Below are 22111 nucleotides of genomic sequence, written 5' to 3'. Positions count from 1 at the left end.
TCCTCGCTTCTCTCTCCGAGCTTCCAGCCATTGAAGCTGGTGATATGGACACCGTCGCGGCCAGTATCGTGGCCAAGACAATAGATGTTGTTGGGGTGGAGTTTGTCGGCGTCTGGCTGCTCGATTCAGATCAAGGCACCTTCCGCAGCCGCGCGCGCTTCTGTGCGGCAACGAGATCTCCCTGTCTGCCGGCATCAATTCCCGCCGCTGCGACCACGGAGCTTCTGCAAGAACTTGAATACCACCCAAAGATCATTGTCGACAATGTAGTCGACAGCAAACGATTGCCGGCCTTAACGGCGTTCCTGCACAATTCAGACGGCGTTACATTCCTTCTTGGCTACGCTATCCGAAATGGCGGCAGAAATGTAGGGCTTGTCACTTTTGAACGGAGTCACGGCAACCGAGTCTGGCTGGCGGATGATCTAGCAGTAGCGAGTAACACCGCCAGCTATTTGACCCTGACTTATGCAAACCATCTGCAAGAGGAAGAGTTGGGCGCGCGGCACCTATCGGAAGCACGCCTGCGTGCCCTTAGCAACAATTTGCCGGGCGCAGTCTATCAGCGCCAACCGGACCTCACAGCGCCGTTTACCTATGTGTCATCTGGCATCGAGCGTTTCACGGCCGATGTTCCTGTGCAGTTATCGGCCGAAGGAGCCGTCGGCTGGTCTCAATTCATCCACCCGGATGACCTCGCGCGCGTGACCGCAGCCTATCAATCCGCCATCGCCGGGTCCGAGTATGCTTTGGAGTATCGTATACGACATCCTCAAGGCGACGAAATGTGGGTCATGGACCGCGGCAGCGGCTCACGGCAAAGAGATGGGGGCATGATACTGGAAGGTGTGCTTTTCAACATTACACCACGCAAACGCGCCGAGCAGGCGGCGGAATCCGGCGCCTCCCTGCAGGGAGCAATCCTCAACAATGTATCTTATGCCGTGATTGCCACCGATGCCAAAGGCACCATCACCTTCTTCAATCGCGCCGCGGAGGAGATGTTGGGATACAGCTCAGCGGAACTTGTAGGGCGGCAGACGCCCCTTATCTTCCACGACCTTGAGGAGGTCCGGTCGCGCATGCAGGCGGCCCAGAAAAAACTGGGGCGCGATATCCTGTACCCGTTTGAAATCTTCACCGTGGATACCAATGGCAGTCAGCCCAGTGAGAACGAATGGATCTATATCCGTAAGGATGGCCGGCGCCTCACCATTCGTCTATCCGTCACCACGATCCGCACGCCGGATGGCGAGCTCGGCGGCTTCCTCGGCATTGCCTCGGATGTATCCGACCGAAAGATGCTGGCAAGTCGCCTGCGCCAATCCGAGGACATAGCGGCGCGTGTTCTGCTGCAATCTCCCGACGCGATCCTGATTACCTCGCTCCGGGATGGCCGTATCCTGGAGGCCAATCCGGGTTTCGAGCAGATCACCGGCATTTCACAGCAGAATGCCATAGGACACTCGACGATCGAGCTCGGCATCTGGGCCGATCTCGACGAGCGCAACACCATGATCGAAGCGGTACGACGAGATGGTGAAGTTACGTCTCTTCCCATTCGCGTCAATCAGCGCGGCGGCACAACTCGGTACTGTGCCATGTGGGCAAGATCGTTCACATTCGACGGCGAGCCGGCTTTGCTTTCCGTGGTTCACGACGTCACAGACATGCGCCTTGCGACGCAGGCGGCGCAGGAATCGCAGCAAATGCTGCAGACAGTCCTTGACGCTATTCCCTCAAGCGTATTCTGGAAGGATAAAAACTCGGTCTACCTCGGGTGCAATCGCAAATTCGTCAGCGATTCCGGTATCGCAAGCGCTGCCGCCGTGGTTGGAAAAACGGATTGGGATTTGTCCTGGCGGGCTGATGCCGAATTCTTCCAGGCTGCGGACCGACGCATTGTCGAGAGCGGGAATCCAGAGATGAATGTTACCTCTTTGCATGATATGCCATCCGGGCCACCGCGCTGGTTCGACGTCAGCAAATTGCCGTTGATCAGCGCCGATGGAGAAGTGAAGGGTGTCCTTGGCATCGGCACCGACGTAACCGAACAGCGCGCTGCCATGGAGCGTTTGCGTACCAGCGAAGAGAAGCTGCGGGCGTTGTTCGAGACCAGCCCGCTGGGCGTGACGCTCACCACCTTGGATGGCGATTTTCTAGAGGCGAATGACGCCTTCCTGAAAATCATTGGGTATGAGCGCGCGGCCCTCCCGGGCCTGCGCTATCAGATGCTGACGCCCCCTGAACTCGCTGCCGCCGATGCCGAACAGGCCAGGGTCATCTCCGCCACCGGCAGCTATGGACCCTATGAGAAAGAATATGTCCGCAAGGATGGCTCACGCATTGCCGTCAGTCTCAACGGCTCCATGGTTATGGGGCCGGATGGCACCAGCTATGTTTGGACGACCATCGAGGATATCACCCTGCGGCGTGCCGCCGAGGACGTACAGCAGCGCCTCAATGACGAACTTGAACGCCTCGTAGCCGAGCGCACGGAGGAACTGAAGGTTGCCATGGAAGGCCTCATGCGGGCCGAAAAACTGGCCTCTCTCGGCAGTCTGGTTGCCGGCGTCGCCCACGAAATCAGCACACCGGTCGGGAATGCCAGCCTCGCCACGTCAACCATGGCCGGCAGCATCGGCGAATTCGAGCGACAGATGGCCGAGAAACTCACGCGCAACGCGCTCGAATCGTTTGTGCAGCAAATTAAACTTGGGACGGACATAGCCAACCGCAATATCGAGCGCGTCGCAAACCTCATCCAGAGCTTCAAACAGGTAGCCGTCGATCAAACCAGTTCTCAGCGGCGGCAATTCCACCTGACCGAGATCGTCGATGAGATCGTCACGACGATGCACCCGAGCCTGAGACGCAGCGCCGTGCGCATCGCAACATCCGTGCCCGATGGCATCGTTCTCGATTCCTATCCGGGGCCGCTTGGGCAGATCCTGACCAATCTCATCAATAACAGTTTGGTGCATGGCTTCCCGGGCGGTCGCGCAGGAACGATTCGTATCGTGGCATCGACGCCGGATTCGGATACGCTCTGCCTGGAGATTGATGACGACGGCATCGGCATCCCGGCTACCGTCCGCGGGCGTATCTTTGACCCGTTCTTCACCTCCAAGCTGGGTCAAGGCGGCAGCGGCCTTGGCCTGCACATCGTGCACAACATCGTTGGCAGCATCCTGGCCGGGACCATCGCCGTGGACAGCGACGAAGGCAGGGGAACAACCTTTACCTTGACGCTGCCTCGTATCACGCCAGAATCTGGTGGCGACAAACCATCGATCGAACGAGGCAGTGCGTGAACGAGCATCGTCCCGGTTCCCCAGCATCCGGCCATGATCCGCTGGCTCAATGGGTCATCCTGCGGCTCTATAGCCTCGCCGATGATGACTTGGTCGATTTCGCCGAAGATCACGATGCTGCAAAGGACTCACATGCCGCGCGCCCATGGTCGATCGTCGTGATCGATGATGATGACGAGGTGCACCGTGCCATCGACCTTGCCCTCGGCGGCATCAATGTGCTCGGCCGCCCGCTGCGGATGAGCCATTGCCACTCGGCTGCAGCGGCCCGTACGGAGCTGTTTGACGAAGGCGCTCAAGTCGATCTGGTGCTGCTGGACGTGGTGATGGAAACGGCCGATGCCGGTCTCGATCTGCTGGAAGAACTCCGAAGCCTGCCGGCTACCCGAGACCTGCCGGTTTTGCTCCATACCGGTCAGCCCGGCCAGGCGCCGGAGGCTGCCGTTCGCAGCCGCTATGACATCAGCGGCTATCTGACCAAATCCAATGTGACCCGCCCGACACTGATCGCGGCCCTGGAAGCGGCGTTGAGTGGGGGATCGGTCGCCTAGCCCGCCAGAATCGGCAGGGTCGAGACGATACGGCGGCCCTGCGGACTGCTCTCGGTGGTCAAATGGCCGCCATGCAATTCAATGAGCGTGCGGGCAAGAGCGACGCCCAGGCCACGGGTTGAACTGCGGGCCTGCGCGGAATCCGATTCCGGGCCAACATCGAGGCCAAAATCATCGGGCGCACCACGCACGGCGACACCGATCTCCATCGTGTCTTCATGGCGCTGCGCCGTAACGACGATCGACCGGCCGCCAGGGGCCGCGCCGATTGCGGCGCTCAGGAGATTGCCAAGCGCCTGCTTCAGGCGCTGCGGATCAGCGCGGATCGCGCCAATGTCGGGCGGCAGCTCCAGCACCAGATCGATGTTGCGGCTGCGGGCGCGCTGCTGGAACAGGCGCGAGATCGATTCCACCAGTTGTCGGATATCGACCAGGGCCGGTTCCAGCTGGATGTATCCGGCCTCGATCGCCGCCACGTCGATCACGTCGCCAATCATGAGGATCAGGTTCTGCGCCGAATCGAGAATTGCCGATGCGTATTCCAGCTGTCGCTCGTTCATCTCGCCGAAATACTGGCGTGCCAGCAATTCGGCATAGCCGATGATCGCATTGAGCGGCGTACGGAACTCATAGGAAACATTGGCGATGAATTCCGACTTCAAGCGGTCGGCCGCCATCAACGCTTCGTTGCGCTCGGTCAGCGCTCGCTCCATGTTGATGCTGTCGGTGACGTCGGTGTATTTGAACAACCGGCCACCATCGGCCAGCGGTATCGCGGCGATGTCGATGATCTTGCCGTCCACGCGCTCCAGACGTACGTTTTTCAGTTCGCGGTCCGCCACTTCGGTGATGATCCGATGCCGTAGATCCGGCCAGTTTGGCCGGCTTTCGAAATAAGGCTTCACCGCATCGGCGATCTGGGCGACATGCGGCTCCGTCCGCAAGATATCGGGCGACAGATTCCACAAATGCTCGAAAGCCGGATTATGTAACTTCAACCGGCCATCGCTGCCGAAGACGGCAATGCCTTCATAGAGATGATCGATGGTTTCCTTCTGCACCTCGATGAGGGTGTTGTAGTTCCGTTCCAGGGTCAGGTTGTCGGTCACGTCCTCGAAAGTCAGAATAACGCCGCCGAACGGATGTGGCGCCGCCATCATGCGGTAGGTGCCGCCACTCGGCACATGCATCAACTCTTCAAAAGGATCGATCACCGACATTACATGGCGGATCCATTCCTGCTTGAAGGAGCGGAAATCCGCCTGCTCGGGAATCTGGCGGCGCTCGCGCAACTTGTCGAGCACCTGATCGATGGTCGGTTCCTGGCGCAGGAACTGGGCATCCAGGTTGAACAATTCGCGGAACGCACTGTTGAAGAATTTGACCCGGCGGTCCGGGCCGAAAATAACGATGCCGGTAGAGAGTGCCTGCAAGACATCGTCATGCGCGGCAATGTGGCGGGTGAGTTCGGCGTGGCTTTCTTCCAGTTGAGTCTGATCAAGCGCGAAGCCGATCACCGAGCCGTCTGCCAGAGGAACTTCCGTAAGGTCATAGAGACGGCGCTGGCCCTTTACGATCAGTTGCTGGCTCTCCGATTGCGCCAGGCCGACCCGTTGCGCGCGCTTGGCCAGGGCCTTGGCTGCCGCGTTGATCTCGCGGCGTTCGCCGATGATCCGTTCGACCGGCATATCGAAAATCTGGGCAAAGGCCGGATTGCACCAGGCGATGGCCAGTTCGCTGCCGCGGCGCCAGACGGGATAGGGCAATTGATCGAGGAGCTGCGACAGGGAGGCCGCGATCTTGAGGGCGTGGGCGCTGGCATCTTCGACCGGGGCCAGGATGTCGTCGATCTCGGTCAGCCAAATATGCCGGCTGCCATCGCTGGCCACCCGCCCCACCCAACGCAGCCTGGGCATGCCAACATTCGGCTTGGGAACCGTGACAAAGGGGGTACCGTCATTGTCCAGCGCCCGCAGCATGGCGCCAAAGGCTTCGCGGTCGTCCGCGTCGATGCCGCCGGCAAGGTCGAGTACGGCGATCGGGGTTTCCGGCAGATGCAAGGCCAGCCGGGTCCGGTCATTGGCGCGGGCCGCTTGGCCGGGCGTCCAGGTCAGATGTCCGACAGGTGCCGTGGTCCAATGCTGGTGCGCCTCGGCAAGGCGCTGTTCGGCCGCCAACCGCCCTTCCCGCTCGACTGCGAGGGCAGCCCCGAGTCGCTTATGGGACTGGCTGTAACGCCATGCCATCGCGCCGGCGAGGCCGGCCGCCAGCAGCCCAACAATTCCGGCGACATAGCCAAGGCCAAGGCTTGAGGCAGAACCCGATTCCTGTGCCAGCGCCGGCAACGGGAGCATGGCGATGGCGCAGCCAAAGGCAGGTCCTGCCTTGGCCGCCCAGGGCAATCGGCTGAGTCGGTCACGGTGCCTCAGCAATGAATGTCCCGAGTCCCCCATAGGCCCATAATGTAAGGGGCGTGGATTCGCATGACAAGCAATTGGCAAAAGCAAAGGGCGCCGAGCCCAACGGCCCAACGCCCTTTATCTTTGGTCATACCAGCATTAGTAGCGGTAATGTTCCGGCTTGAACGGGCCCTGGACCGTGATGCCGAGATAGGCCGCCTGCTTGTCGGACAGCTTGGTGAGCTTGGCCCCGACCTTGGCGAGGTGCAATGCCGCCACCTTCTCGTCGAGATGCTTGGGCAACACATAGACCTCATTCTTGTAGGCCTTGTGGTTGTTCCAGAGCTCGATCTGGGCCAGCACCTGATTGGTGAAGGAAGCCGACATCACGAAGCTCGGATGGCCGGTAGCACAGCCGAGATTGACCAGGCGGCCCTCGGCCAGCACGAGGATGCGGCGGCCGGTCGGGAACTCGACCTCGTCGACCTGGGGCTTCACATTGTGCCATTTGAAATTGCGCAGGCCGGCGATCTGAATTTCGCTGTCGAAATGACCGATATTGCAGACGATGGCGCGGTCCTTCATCTCACGCATATGATCGACGGTGATGACGTCGACGCAACCCGTGGCTGTCACGAAGATGTCGCCGCGGGTGGCGGCATCTTCCATCGTGGTTACCTCGTAACCTTCCATCGCCGCCTGCAGCGCGCAGATCGGGTCGGCTTCGGTGACCAGCACGCGGCAGCCGGCATGACGCAGGCTTTCGGCCGAACCCTTGCCGACATCGCCGAAACCGGCCACGACGGCGACCTTGCCGGCCATCATGACGTCGGTCGCGCGACGGATCGCGTCCACCAAGCTCTCGCGGCAGCCGTATTTATTGTCGAACTTGGATTTGGTGACGCTGTCATTGACGTTGATCGCCGGTACTTTCAGCGAGCCGTCTTTCTGCATCTGATAAAGACGATGCACGCCGGTGGTGGTTTCTTCGGAAATGCCCTTAATGTCGTTGAGCATCGCCGGATATTTGTCATGCAACAGAACGGTGAGGTCGCCGCCGTCATCGAGCACCATGTTGGGCTTCCAGCCATTGGGGCCGGTCACCGTCGCTTCAATGCACCACCAGAACTCTTCCTCGTTCATGCCTTTCCAGGCAAAGACCGGAATGCCCTTCGCCGCAATCGCCGCGGCGGCATGATCCTGGGTCGAAAAGATGTTGCAGGAGGACCAGCGCACTTCGGCGCCAAGCGCGATCAGCGTTTCAATGAGCACGGCGGTCTGAATGGTCATGTGCAGGCAGCCGGCGATGCGGGCGCCCTTCAGCGGCTGCTTCTTGCCGAATTCCTCACGCAGCGACATCAAGCCCGGCATTTCGGTCTCGGCGATCGCGATTTCCTTGCGGCCCCATTCGGCGAGGCTCATGTCTTTGACTTTGTAATCTTGGGCGGCAGCCATCTGCGTTTCTCCAGGGCTCGGGTCAGATAAAGAAAAATTTATGCGGCCCTCTTAGCAGGCGCCAAGCAGCATGGCAAGGCCGCCCTGATCAAGCCAGGGCAGCCTTGGGAATTTGGACGTAATATCAGAATGTTGGTCGCAGTCAGGCAGCTTCCAAGGCTGCCGTACCCTTGTGGAAGACGGCATAGACATAGACCGGGATATCCAGCTCGCCGAGATAGCGCTCGATCAGTGGTTTCACGGCATCCCAATCCAACCCACCCACACCGGTCGCCAGCCGCGGCAGGGCAACGCTCTCCAGATGCTCGTCGCGAGCGAATTTTGCCAGCGCCTTCAAAGCATGGCCGACATATTCCAGCTTAGCCTTGCCAGGCTTCTCACCCTGGCCGTAAGCCGCTTCCTGGGTCAACAGATTGACGATCAGCCGGCTATCGGCGCCTTTCCAGGCAAAGATTTCGCCCGGATTTGGGTGGCTCAACTGACAGTGATGGCGGAAATCCTTCACCATGGCGGGCCAATTCTCGCGGAGTGCCAAGGCAAGGCCTGTATTAAAATGGTCGCCTGGCGCCACGCCGTGGGCGATTGCCGCCGCCTGGCTCATCAGAATGTCGCCGCTTACATATTTGATCATGTTCTGCTCCTGTCGGTGATCTAATGTAATCAACCTAGACCTTCCACGCGACCAAACCTTGATGCAGGTCAATTCCCGGGAATCTGCGACAATCTGCTCATGATCTGAAAAGAGAAGGGCGACCAGAGCCCCATTTCCTGCCCCGCGGCATGCAGCGCCTCGGCCGACCAGACATTGCAGGTCCGGAACAGCGAGTAGCGGCCATCGGCCGCGTAGAACGCATCGTGCGGGCCGTAGCCGGGAATGGCGTCCCGTAGCGCCGGCCTGCCGTCAACCGGGGCCAGGGTTGCGTCGATGAAGGCGAACAACCGCTCCTTGCCGGCCTCATCCGTCGTCAGGGCACGACATTGCGGCGCACCGCTTGGATCACCATGATAGACGACATGCAACACGCTGCTATCCATCCAGAACAAGGCCTTGATGACCGGTCCTGGTCGAATGTCCTGCCAGCGCGGCGTGGTTGCGAAGAATCCGCGCGCACCCCAGCCAAGACTTATAAAGCTGGCATTCGTCACGTCGCCGGGAAAATCGGTCGGAGGAAACAGCGCCCGCCAATCGCGGCCGCCGGCACTGACCGGCAAGGCCAGGTCGACATGCACGCCGTTATCACAAGCGAAGAAGCGGTAATCGGCGGATGTCGCCGTCAAGCTTGAACGTGGCATCGCATTGAGAAGAACGGCGGCGCCAACATAGCTGAAGCCAAGCAGCAGCAACCCGGTGCAGAACCATCGCAGCCAGCGCCACATCATGCGCCGTCTCCCACCATCAGCGGCTACATTGCCAAGGCGTTGAAATCGTCCAGCATCATGGCGATGCGGCCGGTATCCCATTGATCCATGATGAGGCGGGCACAACGTGTCGCCGCCAGATAATCGATATTGCGGATACGCTGCTTGACGCGCGGCAGATTGACCGGCGCCATGGAAAGATCCTGGATACCGAGGCCAAGCAAGAGCGGCACATATTTGGGGTCACCCGCAATTTCGCCGCAGACGCTGATCGGAATACGCGCCCGCAAGGCGGCCTCGGTCGCAAACTGGATGAGACGCAACACCGCGGGATGCAGCGGATTGTAGAGATGCGCTACCTGTTCCTCGCCGCGATCGATTGCCAGTGTGTATTGCGTGAGATCATTGGAACCGATGGCAAAAAAATCGGAGACCTGAGCCAGTGCATCGGCCGCAAGTGCAGCCCCCGGCACTTCGATCATGATGCCGATCAGCGGCAAGGGGTCCGCCATCTTGACCCCGCGCCGCTTCAGTTTCTTGGCGACCTGCAGCACGATCTCGCGCACCTGCCGCACCTCCGAAAGCGAGGAGATCATCGGCAACAGAATGCGGACCTCGCCGAAGGCGCTGGCGCGCAGGATGGCGGCAAGCTGCGTCTCCAAGAGGCCGCGTTCCTGCAGCCCGAGGCGGATCGCCCGCAATCCCAGCGCCGGGTTGGCAGCATCGCCCAGCCGGTCGCGCAAGGAAGGCGCCAGCTTGTCGCCACCCACGTCGAGCGTGCGGATCGTCACCGGGCGGCCTTCCATGCCCTCGACGATCTCGCGATAGGACTCAAGTTGCTCGTCCTCGCTGGGCAGATCGGCGCGGTTCATGAACAGGAATTCCGAGCGCAGCAGGCCGACGCCCTCGGCGCCCGATTTAAGCGCCATCTCGAGTTCGCGCGGCATTTCCAGATTGACCAGCATGCCGATGCGCTGCCCGTCACGAGTGATTGCCGGCACCTTCTTGAGCCGTGCCAGAATGCGGTCTGATTTCTCGATCTCGAGTTGGCGGCGATGCAATTCGTCGAGCCGCGCGGCCGTCGGATTGACATAAAGGCGCCCAGCGGTACCGTCGACGATAACCGTATCGCCGGTCTTCACCGCCTTGGATAGGCCGGCCAGACCAAGGACGGCGGGCATGGCCAGCGACCGCGCCATGATCGCCGTATGGCTTTCGGCACCGCCGAGCTCGGTCGCAAAGCCGTGAATGCGCTTGGGGTCGAGCAATGCCGTGTCGGCGGGCGTCAGTTCCTCGGCAATGACAATGGCACCCTCGGGCAGATGCTTGAAGGCTTCGAACGGGGTCTTGGTCAGGTTGCGCAGCAGCCGGTCGCCGACCTCGCGCACATCCTTGGCACGCGCAGACAGATAGGGATCATTGAGATTTTCGAACTCGTGCGCGACAGCGCCGATCTCGGCCTGCACGGCGGCTTCGGCATTCTGCCGTTCCTGTTGAATGCGCCGCTCGACACCACGCACGACGCGCGAACCCGACAACATCTGGAGATGGGCATCGAGCAGGAATTCCAGTTCCTCGGCCGCGGCACCGTGCAATTCGGTACTTTTCTTCTTCAGCTTCTTCAACTGCCGCTCTGACTTTGTCAAAGCGGCCGCGAAACGCTCCAGTTCGGTCTCGATCGCATCCTCGGCGATCTCATAATCCGGCACATTGACAACGCCGATCTCAACGACATGCGCCTCGCCGATGGCGATGCCGCTGGAAACGCCGAGGCCCACCAGCACAATCTCACCCACCGGCGCCAATTTACCGGGTGCGACCGCTTCTGGCTTATCGCCACCGGCCTTGGATCGGCGCCGCTTTGAAGCTGGGCCGTCACTGTTCATGATCGTTACTCTTCGTCGAATTTGCGCTCGATAAGATCAATGAGGGCATCGACGGCCTGCTTTGCTTCCGGTCCCGATGCCTGGATTTCAAGCTCGGAACCAATTCCAGCAGCCAGCATCATCAGACCCATGATCGAACCGCCGCTGACATCCATCTCGCCCTTGGCGACGCGGATATCGGCGTTGTATGCCCCGGACGTCTTGACGAATTTGGCAGCGGCACGCGCATGCAGCCCCTTCTGATTGGCGATCCGCGCACGTCCCGTGATCTTCCCCACCGCCGACATCTCGCCGTTCCCCGTCCTTAGGATTCGCTGGCCTTGAGCAATTGCGAAGCGACGTTGATATATTTCCGCCCCGCTTCCTGCGCTGCGTTCACCGCGCCCGTCAGCGGCAGTGTGCCGCGCACACTTGCGAGTTTGATGAGCATTGGCAGATTGACGCCGGCCACCACTTCAACATTCGCCTTGTCGAGAGTCGAAATCGCCAGATTGGAGGGTGTCCCGCCGAACATGTCGGTCAGCAGCACGACGCCCTTTCCCTGATCACAGGCCGCGACTGCATCCAATATCTCGCGGCGGCGCAGCTCCATGTCGTCTTCCGGCCCGATACAGATCGCGGCGGCAGCGCTCTGCTTACCAACGACATGCTCAAGTGCTGCGAGAAACTCTGCGGCAAGATTGCCATGCGTCACAAGGACGATGCCGATCAACGATGTTTGACCCACCCGAAACCCCCAAATACGAACTCACCAAGCGACATCTTCAACCTCTGTCTTTGACGGCGGTGCGTGCCAAATCACGAGCCAGATCCCGATGCCGCAACGTCACCGACCGACCTTTGTCGCGCAACCAGGCAGCAAGCCTGCCGGCCACGAAGACGGATCGATGCCGCCCACCCGTGCAACCGATGGCGATGGTCAGATAACTCTTTCCCTCAGCCTCGTAGCCCGGCAGGAGGGGCCACAATAAGGAAGTCAAAGCCGCAAAGAAACCAGGGAAAGCAGGGTCTGCTTCGATCGCCTTGCCAACAGCAAGATCCTCACCCGTAAGCGGCTTAAGCTCTTGATTATAATGTGGGTTATCCAGAAATCGGACATCGAAAACGAGGTCTGATTCGCGCGGCAGGCCTTGTCGATAGGAGAAAGAAAGCACGGTCACCGCCAATTCCGAGCGGGCAGCCGTGCCAAAATGCCCAGAAAGCAGGACCTTGAGATCGCCGATCGCCGTGTCGCTGGTATCGAGCATCAAATCGGCTCGGTCGCGGACTGGGGCCATCAAAGTGCGTTCACGCTGAATGCCGTCTGCCACCGGCCGATCCTGCGCCAGCGGATGCCGCCGCCGCGTTTCGGTATAACGGCGCTGCAGCACGTCGTCCTCGCAATCCAGAAACAGCAGGCTGACCTTCAGTGTCGATTCAGCCTTCAATTGCCGGACAAGATCGATAAAGCGTTCGCTGGAAAAACCGCTGGTACGTGAATCGATGCCGATTGCGAGCGGCTTGGCAAGATCTGGCAAGGTCGTTTGCCCCAGGCCAGCCAATAACAAGGGCAAGAGATCAAGGGGAAGATTGTCGACCGCTTCATAGCCGATATCCTCAAGGCATTTGAGCGCAGTCGAACGGCCCGCACCGGCCAGTCCTGTAACCAGGAGAATGTGGCGGTGCTGCTCGGCCATGAGGCGGTTCGGCCCGGCGATGACGGCCATACTTTCCTTCTCGCTCATCGCTGGCAAACTTTCGGTTCTGTCGTCACGATCGCCCCATGATAAGATTCGGCCCGCATTTCACGGCAAGACGCAGCTTGGCGGCTGCCGAAGGTCCGAATGGATCCAGCTTCAAGACCGGAACCGCGACACCGAGGTAATCAGCCTGCTCGGCAGCCGGCATGCGTTCGATCTCCGGCCACGGCATCATGTCGAACACCCAGGAAAGTGGCAATGCCACGCTGACATGGGGCACCGGTACAATGCCCAGGCCGCGCGCTTCGATCCGCCCGATCAGATGCTGCGGCATCAGGGCAGGAACCATCGCAAAGACGCTGTCGCCGCGCCGCTCCAATTCCACCTGCTCGTCGCTGATGAGCCTGGCGCCTTCATCGATCAGCCGCAAGGCCAGATCAGAGCGGCCGCTGCCCGGCTTCCCGCGCAGCAAGACGGCTTCCTCACCGATTGCTACCGCCACACCATCGATGCGCAGGCGACTTGCCGTCATAAACGATCTCAAGCCTTGAGAAGATCGATGATGAAGCGGGCACCGCAGATATAGCCGTCGGCATCAATGCGGTTCTCTGCGCCCAGCTTGCCGCCATAGGCCTCCACGATCTGCTTCGAAATCGACAGGCCGAGGCCGGAATGAGTGCCGAATTTTTCGCCCTTCGGCCGCTCGGAATAGAAGCGCTCGAAGATGGCGCCGAGCTTGTCGGACGGGATCCCGGGTCCCTGGTCATCCACCGTGACAATGATGCGGCTGCCCTTGCGCCGTGCTGAAATCGTGATGACACCTTTCGCCGGGCTGAACGAGATCGCGTTGACGACCAGATTCCGCAGCACCTGCCCCAGGCGACCTTCGGTTCCCAGGACAGCGAGTGCGTCGCCCTCCGGCAAATCCGTGATCAAGCGGGGGCGCATATCATCATCGCCATCGCCGGTGGCGGCATGGATGTCGGCCAGTGCCAGAATGAGATCACGCATGCGGACCGGGCCGGCCTCGGCGCGCGAGATCTCGGCATCGATACGCGAGGCGTCGGAGATATCGCTGATCAGACGATCGAGGCGCTGGACGTCATCGAGAATGATACCCATCAGCTTCTTCTGCTGCTGCGGATCCTCGACCCGAGCGACGGTTTCGACGGCGCTGCGCAGGGAGGTGAGAGGATTCTTGATTTCGTGCGCCACGTCGGCGGCAAAACCCTCGATCGCATCCATGCGCCGCCAGACCGCTTCCGTCATGTCGCGGAGCGCCCCGGAAAGATCGCCGATCTCGTCGCTACGATTCGAGAGATCTGGAATGTTCTGCTGCCGCCCCTTGGCGCGGCGCACGCGGTCTGCAGCATCTGCCAGGCGATGAATCGGCAAAGCGATGGTGCTGGCGAGATAGAGCGAAATCAGCACGGTGATGCCGAGCGCGACACCGGACACACCAAGAATCGTGAGGCGCGTTTCGCGCAATGTCGCCTCGATCTCGTCGCCGGATTTGGTGAGCAGCAATCCGCCCAGAACCTGACGATATCGTTGCACCGGCACGGCCGCGGAGAGCACCATCTTGCCCTTGCCTGCATCGCGCACGTAAGTGGCGGCTTCACCGCCCAATGCCTTCACAACCTCGTTGTAATCGAGGGCATTTTGCACGGCCGATTCCTGATAGGGCTCCAACACGCGGCTGTTCGGCAGGCGGTCGAAGACCCAGTCATAGGCACCGGAAATCCAGGTCCAGACCAGACTCCGGTTGGGGTCGAGGGGTGGCAATGGCGTGATCGTAACGATGCCACCGGGGCCCGAGAGCAGGAATGAATCGGCGATCAGCGTCCCGTCGGGTGTAAAAAGACGCGCGCGGGTTTTCGAAACGTCGACCAAACGCCGGATGGTCTGGCGGGAGGTTTCCGGAAGCAGCTTTTCGTCACCCAGCGGACCGGTCACGACGCCACTGGCCGCCAGCGCGCCGGAGAACAGTTTGCCTTCGGTCTTCAGCAATTCGAGTTCGGATTGCAGCAGGCTGTCACGATAGGTCGGCAGATAAAGGAGGCCCAGCACCGGCACCAGCAGCGCCATGATATTGAGTGCGAGAATGCGCCGCGTCAGCGGCGATTGCCACAAGCTGCGACGGGAGGCCGGCAGGCGCTTTGGCTTTTCCTTGATTTCCGGCTCGGGGCGCGACACCGGCCGAACTCGTGCAGAGACCGCTTCGGGCTCTCGTTGCGCGCGCGCGTCGGCTTCTTTGCTGCGCCCCCAGAAACCACCCTTCGGCGCCGCTTTGGGCGAAAGCTGTCCAGTACCGGGTGACGACAAAGGCAAGCGCCACCGATCGACGTTCTCGTCGCGGGCTGCCTCGCTCATCTACGCCGCCGATCGTGGCCGCGGTCAGCTTTCCTTGTAGCGGTAACCGACGCCATAAAGTGTCTCGATCTGATTGAAATCATCGACCACTGCTTTGAACTTCTTGCGCAGGCGCTTGATGTGGCTGTCGATGGTGCGGTCGTCGACATAAATGTTCTCGCCATAGGCCGCATCCATCAGTTGATCGCGGCTTTTTACGTGACCTGGACGCTGCGCAAGGGCCTTCAGCAACAGGAACTCGGTAACGGTGAGCTCGATCGATTTTCCATCCCAGGTGCACAGATGCCGGGTGGGGTCCATCATCAGCGGCCCGCGCAGCATCGCCTGCTCGCCTGTGGTGCCTGTGTTGCTGCGGCTGTCTTCCCGCCGCAGGATCGTGCGGATGCGCTCGATCAGAAGACGCTGCGAGAATGGCTTCCGGATATAATCATCGGCACCCATGCGCAAACCCATGAGTTCATCAACCTCATCGTCTTTCGAGGTCAGAAAAATCACCGGCAGGGCCGAGGATTTACGCAGCTTCTCCAACAGTTCCATCCCATCCATGCGCGGCATCTTGATGTCGAGCACGGCGAGATCCACCGGCTGGCTGGTTAGGCCACGCAGCGCCTCGGCGCCATCGCTATAGGTGCGCACCGCAAAGCCTTCCGCCTCCAGCGTCATCGTGACGGAAGTGAGAATGTTGCGGTCGTCGTCAACCAGCGCGATTGTCTGCGGCACGAGAATCCTCCTTGGCGCGGGAACAGTTATAGAAATTGCCCGATGATGGCCAGCTTTTGTCGGCCAAAGGCAGGCATCGCCAAGATCGGCGCCAATGATGACAGAAATGGGGCGCAAATTGCACAATTGCTAGGCCAAGGCGGATATTCTGAGGCCGATCTCGGTTTTCGCGGCAATGGCCGGAAAAGCTGGTCATTACGGGGTGAACTTCGCATAATTAATTGGTTTAAAAGAGAAATCATGAAATTTTCTGAGCCATCCGCCCCCGGTCAAGCATCGGTGTGACATGAATTATCATCTGATGATCGGGGCGCTCGGCTTGGGGCAGATCACATCCTGGGGCATCCTATTCTATGCTTTTCCGCTCCTGGCCGGCCCATTGGAGCAGGATCTTAGCGCGGATAAGGATGCGATCTATGTCGCCGCGACCCTCGCTTTGCTGATGAGCGGCCTCGCCGCCTATCCGGTGGGAACGGCGATCGATCGCGGACACGGCCGCTCGATCCTGGTCGGGGGATCGCTGCTCGGCGGTGCGTTGATGATCGCCTTGGCCTGGGTTGAAAGCCTGGTTCCGCTCTATATCGTCTATGCCGGCATCGGCGTCGCGATGGCGATGTCGCTCTACGAACCGGCCTTCGCGGTGCTGGCGCATAAGCTCGGCGGGCGGGCGCGATCGGGCATTACCGCGCTGACACTCTGGGGCGGCTTTGCCGGCACGGTCTTCGTGCCTTTAGTGCAGGTGCTGCTCGACCGGTTCCATTGGCGCGAGAGCGTCATCATCCTGGGTCTGATGCAGATCGCCTTGGGTGCTGGCCTCAATTACGCCGCAGGCATTTCTCGCCCAACCATGGCGGAAGCCGCGCCGGATACCCCGAAGCCCGCCGAACGCTCAGGATGGCCGATATTGCGCTGGGCGCTCAGGCGCCACGCCTTCTGGGGTTTGGTGATCACCAACGTTTTCTATTCGGCCACCTATGTCGCCCTCATCTATCATCTTTATCCGCTGCTCCTGGAACGCGGCTTCGAAGCAGCGGCGGTCGTGACGGGATTGGCCATCATCGGCCCGGCGCAGGTGGCTGGCCGCGTGCTGATCTGGATGCTGGGGCGGGACCGTCCAATCCGCGCTATCGGCCGTTTTGTCGTACTACTCTTCCCACTGGCCTTTGCGCTTGTCGCGTTGATGCCGGCCGAGTTTTTCTGGCTCGTCACCTTTGCAACGCTGCTGGGATCCGCCAATGGTGTGATGACCATCGTGCGCGGCCTGGCCGTGCCCGAACTCCTGACCCGAGATGGCTATGGCACGCTCAACGGCGCCATCAACCTCCCGGCCACGATCACCAAGGGGGCCTCGCCATTGCTCGCCGCCTATCTCTGGTCGCTGACCGGTTCCTATCACCAGCCGCTGCTCTATGGCATAGCCGGCACGCTGGTGATGGCCGGCGGGTTCTGGCTCGCTGCCTGGCGCAGCAAATGAAAACCCCGCCTCCAGCATCTGGAAGCGGGGTTTCGTACCCAGAGATTTTGCCTGGGGATCAGTTCTTGGAGAGAGCCGAACCCTGGCGCTTCGCCATGAAGGATTTGGCGGTTTCAACAGCTACCGCCGCATCGCGGCAATAGGCATCGGCACCGACCGAATTCGCAAAGGCTTCGTTCAGCGGCGCACCACCGACCAACACGACGTAATCGTTGCGGATACCCTTTTCGATCATCGCATCGATGACGACCTTCATATAGGGCATGGTCGTGGTCAGCAGCGCCGACATGCCGAGAATGTCCGGCTGATGCTCTTCAATCGCTTCCAGATACTTCTCGACCGAGTTATTGATGCCGAGATCGATCACCTCGAAGCCGGCGCCTTCCATCATCATCGAAACGAGATTTTTGCCGATGTCGTGAATGTCGCCCTTGACCGTGCCGATGACCATCTTGCCGACCTTCGGCGCGCCGGTCTCGGCGAGCAGCGGGCGCAGAATGAACATGCCGGCCTTCATGGCATTGGCGGCCAGCAGCACTTCGGGCACGAACAGGATGCCGTCACGGAAATCGACACCGACGATGCGCATGCCTTCGACCAAGGCCTTGGTCAGCACGTCATAGGGTGTCCAGCCACGGCCGAGCAGGATGTTGACCCCATCTTCGATCTCGTCCTTGAGACCGTCATAGAGGTCGTCGTGCATCTGTTGGACGAGTTCGTCGTCGCTCAGCGCATTGAGATCAAGATCGCCGTCATTGGCCATGGTCACACCTTCGCCTTTGGCATGTTGTGGTCCGGAATTGACGGCAATCTCTCACCATCGTTCCTAAGCACCGGTTAAGAATGGGCGTTAACCTGCCCCTTCATCGTAAATTTCGCAACAGGCGTAACGGCTTTCCGGCTTTCCGGGCCGCGCCGCCGCGACATCGAGTATCCGGGGAACGACAGGGATTTCGCGTGGGTGCGTCATGCGACAGGTATCGATCACCCGTAATCATCCAGACAGGAGAAGAATTCATGTGAGGTGGTTTTGAGCAGACGGCCCAGACGGAGTTGCGAGTCGCCGCGCCAACTTGTATATACAAGCTAATCCCCTCCCTGGTGGCGCCGGAGAACAAGCATGAGCGAAACATTTACCCTGAACCCCGGCACACTGGGCCTGGCGGAGTTACGGCAGATCTGGCGTGGCAATGCCGCGATCGCACTTGATCCGGCCGCTTTTCCGGCGATCGACGCCTCGGCGGCGACAGTGCAAGCCATCCTCGACCAGCACAAGACCGCCTATGGCATCAATACCGGCTTCGGCTCGCTGGCACATACCCGCATCCCCGACGACCAGGTTGCCGAATTGCAGCGGCGCCTCGTCCTCTCGCATGCGGCCGGCACCGGCGCACCACTTGATGATGCACTTGTGCGCCTGATCATGATCCTGAAGATCAACGGCCTCGTCCGCGGCTATTCCGGCATCCGGCGCGAGGTGATCCAGGCGCTGGTGACCCTGCTCAACGCGGAAATCTATCCATTGATCCCGGCCAAGGGCTCGGTCGGCGCCTCGGGCGACCTCGCACCGCTTGCCCATCTCTCGCAGGCCCTGCTCGGCGTCGGCGCCGTGCGGCACCGCGGCGAGGTGATCACCGCCAAGGAAGGGTTGGAACGCGCAGGTCTTGCGCCCATGACACTCGCGGCGAAGGAAGGCCTCGCCCTTCTCAACGGCACGCAGGTCTCGACTGCCTTGGCCGTCGCCGGCCTGTTCGTGGCCGAGGATGTGTTCCTGGCAGCCTTGGCCGCCGGGGCGCTGACGACCGATGCGACCCTGGGCAGCGACACGCCTTTCGATCCCCGCATCCATGAGGTCCGCGGGCAGATCGGCCAGATCGAGGTGGCGGCTGCTCTCAAGAACCTGATGGCCGAGTCTCCCTTGCGCGCCAGCCATGTCGATTGCGACCGGGTGCAGGACCCCTATTCCCTCCGTTGCCAGCCCCAGGTCATGGGCGCGGTGCTCGACATGCTGCGTCATGCGGCACAGATCATCGGCCGCGAGATCAATGCGGTGAGCGACAATCCCCTGGTCTTCGCGCGTGAAGGCGAAATTCTCTCCGGCGGCAACTTCCACGCCGAGCCGGTCGCCTTCGCCGCCGATTGCATCGCCATCGCGGTCTCCGAGATCGGCGCCATTTCCGAACGCCGCATCGCCATGCTGACCGATGCGCGCATGAGCAACCTTCCGGCCTTCCTGGTGCCGGAACCCGGCCTCAATTCCGGCTTCATGATCGCCCATGTGACGGCCGCGGCCCTTGCATCGGAAAACAAATGCCTCGCCCACCCGGCCAGCGTCGATTCACTCCCCACCTCCGCCAATCAGGAGGACCATGTCAGCATGGCGACCCATGGTGCGCGGCGTCTCATCGACATGAACGACAACACATCCGGCATCGTTGCGATTGAATTGTTGGCCGCGGCGCAAGGTATCGATCTCAGGAAACCGGTCGAAACCAGTCCGCGCCTGCGCAATGTCATGTCGGCCCTGCGGGTGCGCGTGGCCTTCTGGGACATCGACCGCGAAATGGCCCCGGACATCGCCGCGGCGAAGGATCTCATCGGCACGGATCTGTTCCGTGACATCACGCCACTGCGCGTTGTCTCCTAACCGCGCGGCTTGACCGGCAGGATCTTGTCCCGCTCCAGCGGGGTCAGGGCCAGATGCTCATAAGCGATCGCGTGATCGACCTGCTCGCCCTCATTGGAGAGCGGAAAGACGGCGACGCGGTAGGGCCGCTCCAGGGTTGCCGTCTTGAAGATACAGGTGCCGGCGATAGGCGCTTTCTCGCGCACGAGTTCGCGATAGATCGCCGGCCAATCGGTGTCGATTTCGGAATCGAAGTGCAATTCGTCGAGATAGCGGCCGGTATAATCGAATCCCGCCGCCTCGGCGCTGGCGGTGCCGATGACGGTGTATTTGACGCGCAGGGGATCATGCTCGATCCGCACCAGAATAATCTGCGGCAGCAATTCCTTGATCTCGGCCGGATCGATATCCGCCCGCGCCGGCATCAACCGCCCCTGCCGCTTTTCCAGCCAATAGGCCTCCAGCCGGGAGATCGGCTGTGAATCAAGCTCGGCGATGGTGACAGCGCGGATCATCGGCGGACAGATCAACCTCGTGCGGCGGTGACTTCACTCCTGGCACTATCGGCGATCCCCGCGCCAAGGGCAATCCTGCCCCGACCTTCCCGTCAAGCCGCATCCTGCTGAAGGTGATGCTGCAGCAGGATCAACCGGTCATTGCCCCAGAATACCTCGCCATCCACGACGAAGGTCGGCACGCCGAACGCACCGGCGGCGACCGCGTCATCGATCGTACGCTGATGCAGGTCCTGGGTTTCGGGATCATCGAGCATCGCAACCAGGCGCTTGCCGTCGAGGCCAGCCTCCTGCGCCAGCCGGATGAGGTCGCCGTCATCAATCGCCTTGGCGCCAAGGCCGAAGGCGAAATCGAACAAGCGCCGGGAGTAAGCCGCGACATCGCCAAGTCTGGCCGCCGCCACGGCCGCCATGTTGACCCGGCGCCAATCAATGCTCTTCCAGGCCGGCTCGCGATAGGGAATGCCATAATAGGCTGCCCAGCGCCCGGCATCCTCGGAACGATATTCGGGCAGATACTGGACGGAAACCGCCTTGTCCTGAAACGGCGTCAGGCCCCGCGCGCGCATCAAGGCCTCCGAGAGCAGCGGCCGCCAGCGGATCGCTACATGCCCGATCGCCTCCAGCCGCGCCACCTGACTCTGCGCCAGATAGCAGTAACGGCTGCCGATCGCGTAATAGAACTCGACGATGCGCGCCATGCGATGGGGCTCCAGTGGATTCCGACAATCCGGCTCTTTCCCTGCCGAATTTTCACCCGGCGGGTCCGGAGGTCAAGCAATGATCCGCAAGCAGCCGATCACAACGACGTTTACGGCTTATTTATCCGGATCAAGATGCCGAGCTTGCGCAGAAATAAACCCCGCTCGGCCGGATCCTCGATCTGCCGCGCCAGCGCGTCAATCTCGTTGAAGCCCGGCCCAAGGCGCATCAGAGCATCCATGAGAGAAACTGCGAGCTTCCGATTCATGGCTCAAGCCTCCAGTCCCGCTTCGCGCCTGAACGCCGCCCGTATTTCGGGACGGGGGCCCATGACTTCGGGTGGTTTTCCCTCTCTGTGACAATAATCGAAGTATATTCTGTCATGCAGCGAGGCATGGCGAACGACCCCAACGCTACGCCGCTGCGATGCGTCCCGCCGCTTTGGGTTTATCACTTCGTGTGTGCAGGGATCGTAGCTGGCAAAATCGCATGTAGTGATTTCAAGTAGAAATGCCTCCAAATCCCTCAGAAATAAGACGACCTCCGGATCATCGCAATCGTAGATGAAATTCACCTTCATGGATGATGCAATGAAGTAGAATTCGCAATCGAGCATTTCATTGTTGCGTCGCTCTTTGAATCGGCGCTCCAGTATGGGGGTACGACCAGTCCACCATGAAACATGGAGACAGCGGCCCATTCGCCGAAATGCATCATGCCCTCCGCCCAGCAGTTCTTCGCGATAGCTCACCAGCCGGCGTTCGTCACCTGACGCGGTATCGTCCGGCCAAGGTTGCCGAAAATGGGCGCTTGCCGAGTTAGCCGCCTGACCGGCCTCCCGCAGCGAGTGGAAAAAACCACTTAGCCGTGTCGGCTCTGTCCGCAGTCGCGAAGGATAGATTACACTGCCTGGAAACCGCTGTTCCAGCGCGATACCAAAGCCATCTATTTCCTCGGGCAGGATAGCAAATTCATAGATGACACCGCGCTTCCAACGTTCTGAATCGCTACGGGGAACCGGCATCCACGTAGATTTGAATCTTTGGTTCATGACGTAC

Annotated in this window: 21 protein-coding genes; 5 read left to right on the top strand and 16 right to left on the bottom strand. The window is 60.6% G+C overall.

What is annotated here, in order from left to right:
* Positions 1 to 44 precede the first annotated feature (44 nt).
* Complete coding sequence (locus tag ACE3PR_RS01810) at positions 45 to 3314, top strand: PAS domain S-box protein (protein ID WP_374367525.1); 3270 nt, start codon at positions 45 to 47, stop codon at positions 3312 to 3314.
* Positions 3311 to 3865 carry a response regulator gene (locus ACE3PR_RS01805; protein ID WP_374367523.1) on the top strand — a complete coding sequence of 185 codons (555 nt, stop codon included), beginning with the start codon at positions 3311 to 3313 and terminating at the stop codon, positions 3863 to 3865. The genes ACE3PR_RS01810 and ACE3PR_RS01805 overlap by 4 nt, the downstream gene beginning before the upstream one ends.
* Here ACE3PR_RS01805 and ACE3PR_RS01800 read toward each other — a convergent pair.
* From ACE3PR_RS01800 to ACE3PR_RS01750, 11 genes are all read right to left on the bottom strand, one after another.
* The gene (locus ACE3PR_RS01800; RefSeq protein ID WP_374367520.1) at positions 3862 to 6219 is read right to left on the bottom strand and encodes a PAS-domain containing protein; all 2358 of its coding nucleotides are present in this window, start codon (positions 6217 to 6219) and stop codon (positions 3862 to 3864) included. The genes ACE3PR_RS01805 and ACE3PR_RS01800 overlap by 4 nt on opposite strands.
* A 204-nt stretch (positions 6220 to 6423) precedes the next feature.
* Positions 6424 to 7719, bottom strand: coding sequence for an adenosylhomocysteinase (gene ahcY, locus ACE3PR_RS01795; protein WP_374367517.1), 1296 nt, complete (start codon positions 7717 to 7719; stop codon positions 6424 to 6426).
* Between the two features lie 142 nt (positions 7720 to 7861).
* Entirely contained in the window at positions 7862 to 8350 is a 489-nt protein-coding gene (locus tag ACE3PR_RS01790; RefSeq protein ID WP_374367514.1) for a macro domain-containing protein, read from the bottom strand.
* A 68-nt stretch (positions 8351 to 8418) separates the two neighbouring features.
* The gene (locus ACE3PR_RS01785; RefSeq protein WP_374367510.1) at positions 8419 to 9099 is read right to left on the bottom strand and encodes a TIGR02117 family protein; all 681 of its coding nucleotides are present in this window, start codon (positions 9097 to 9099) and stop codon (positions 8419 to 8421) included.
* 23 nt (positions 9100 to 9122) lie between these two features.
* The gene (ptsP, locus tag ACE3PR_RS01780; RefSeq protein WP_374367507.1) at positions 9123 to 10964 is read right to left on the bottom strand and encodes a phosphoenolpyruvate--protein phosphotransferase; all 1842 of its coding nucleotides are present in this window, start codon (positions 10962 to 10964) and stop codon (positions 9123 to 9125) included.
* Between the two features lie 5 nt (positions 10965 to 10969).
* Positions 10970 to 11251: an HPr family phosphocarrier protein gene (locus ACE3PR_RS01775; RefSeq protein ID WP_374367505.1), complete on the bottom strand. Its 282-nt coding sequence runs from the start codon at positions 11249 to 11251 to the stop codon at positions 10970 to 10972.
* Positions 11252 to 11268: 17 nt separating this feature from the next.
* Positions 11269 to 11676, bottom strand: a complete 408-nt coding sequence (locus ACE3PR_RS01770; RefSeq protein ID WP_374367503.1) for a PTS sugar transporter subunit IIA — start codon at positions 11674 to 11676, stop codon at positions 11269 to 11271.
* Between the two features lie 52 nt (positions 11677 to 11728).
* Positions 11729 to 12688 carry an RNase adapter RapZ gene (gene rapZ / locus ACE3PR_RS01765; RefSeq protein WP_374367501.1) on the bottom strand — a complete coding sequence of 320 codons (960 nt, stop codon included), beginning with the start codon at positions 12686 to 12688 and terminating at the stop codon, positions 11729 to 11731.
* A 25-nt stretch (positions 12689 to 12713) separates the two neighbouring features.
* Entirely contained in the window at positions 12714 to 13175 is a 462-nt protein-coding gene (locus ACE3PR_RS01760; protein WP_374367499.1) for an HPr kinase/phosphorylase, read from the bottom strand.
* 8 nt (positions 13176 to 13183) lie between these two features.
* Complete coding sequence (locus ACE3PR_RS01755) at positions 13184 to 15016, bottom strand: stimulus-sensing domain-containing protein (protein WP_374367496.1); 1833 nt, start codon at positions 15014 to 15016, stop codon at positions 13184 to 13186.
* Between the two features lie 24 nt (positions 15017 to 15040).
* On the bottom strand, positions 15041 to 15736 hold the full coding sequence (locus tag ACE3PR_RS01750; protein ID WP_374367494.1) for a response regulator transcription factor: 696 nt from the start codon (positions 15734 to 15736) through the stop codon (positions 15041 to 15043).
* Between the two features lie 42 nt (positions 15737 to 15778).
* On the opposite strand from ACE3PR_RS01750, the gene ACE3PR_RS01745 reads away from it, so the two are divergent.
* Positions 15779 to 16021, top strand: coding sequence for a hypothetical protein (locus tag ACE3PR_RS01745; protein ID WP_374367492.1), 243 nt, complete (start codon positions 15779 to 15781; stop codon positions 16019 to 16021).
* Position 16022: 1 nt separating this feature from the next.
* Positions 16023 to 17210 carry an MFS transporter gene (locus ACE3PR_RS01740; protein WP_374367490.1) on the top strand — a complete coding sequence of 396 codons (1188 nt, stop codon included), beginning with the start codon at positions 16023 to 16025 and terminating at the stop codon, positions 17208 to 17210.
* A 58-nt stretch (positions 17211 to 17268) separates the two neighbouring features.
* Here ACE3PR_RS01740 and ACE3PR_RS01735 read toward each other — a convergent pair whose 3' ends face one another.
* Positions 17269 to 17973 (bottom strand): corrinoid protein, encoded by a 705-nt coding sequence (locus ACE3PR_RS01735; protein ID WP_374367488.1) that lies wholly within the window; start codon positions 17971 to 17973, stop codon positions 17269 to 17271.
* A 357-nt stretch (positions 17974 to 18330) separates the two neighbouring features.
* Here ACE3PR_RS01735 and hutH point away from each other — a divergent pair, with 357 nt between their 5' ends.
* Complete coding sequence (gene hutH, locus ACE3PR_RS01730) at positions 18331 to 19857, top strand: histidine ammonia-lyase (protein ID WP_374367486.1); 1527 nt, start codon at positions 18331 to 18333, stop codon at positions 19855 to 19857.
* Here hutH and ACE3PR_RS01725 read toward each other — a convergent pair.
* The 4 genes from ACE3PR_RS01725 to ACE3PR_RS01710 all read right to left on the bottom strand — a co-directional run bounded on the left by ACE3PR_RS01725 (position 19854) and on the right by ACE3PR_RS01710 (position 22104).
* On the bottom strand, positions 19854 to 20351 hold the full coding sequence (locus ACE3PR_RS01725) for a PAS domain-containing protein (protein ID WP_374367484.1): 498 nt from the start codon (positions 20349 to 20351) through the stop codon (positions 19854 to 19856). The genes hutH and ACE3PR_RS01725 overlap by 4 nt on opposite strands.
* A 92-nt stretch (positions 20352 to 20443) precedes the next feature.
* Positions 20444 to 21052, bottom strand: a complete 609-nt coding sequence (locus tag ACE3PR_RS01720; RefSeq protein ID WP_374367482.1) for a 2-hydroxychromene-2-carboxylate isomerase — start codon at positions 21050 to 21052, stop codon at positions 20444 to 20446.
* Positions 21053 to 21162: 110 nt separating this feature from the next.
* Positions 21163 to 21321 (bottom strand): hypothetical protein, encoded by a 159-nt coding sequence (locus ACE3PR_RS01715; protein WP_374367480.1) that lies wholly within the window; start codon positions 21319 to 21321, stop codon positions 21163 to 21165.
* Between the two features lie 3 nt (positions 21322 to 21324).
* On the bottom strand, positions 21325 to 22104 hold the full coding sequence (locus ACE3PR_RS01710) for a hypothetical protein (RefSeq protein WP_374367477.1): 780 nt from the start codon (positions 22102 to 22104) through the stop codon (positions 21325 to 21327).
* Between the last annotated feature and the right edge of the window lie 7 nt (positions 22105 to 22111).

Origin of the sequence: Dongia sp. (assembly GCF_041909655.1) — a bacterium.
Lineage (GTDB): Bacteria > Pseudomonadota > Alphaproteobacteria > Dongiales > Dongiaceae > Dongia.
This window is presented reverse-complemented; position numbering and strand designations above follow the sequence as displayed.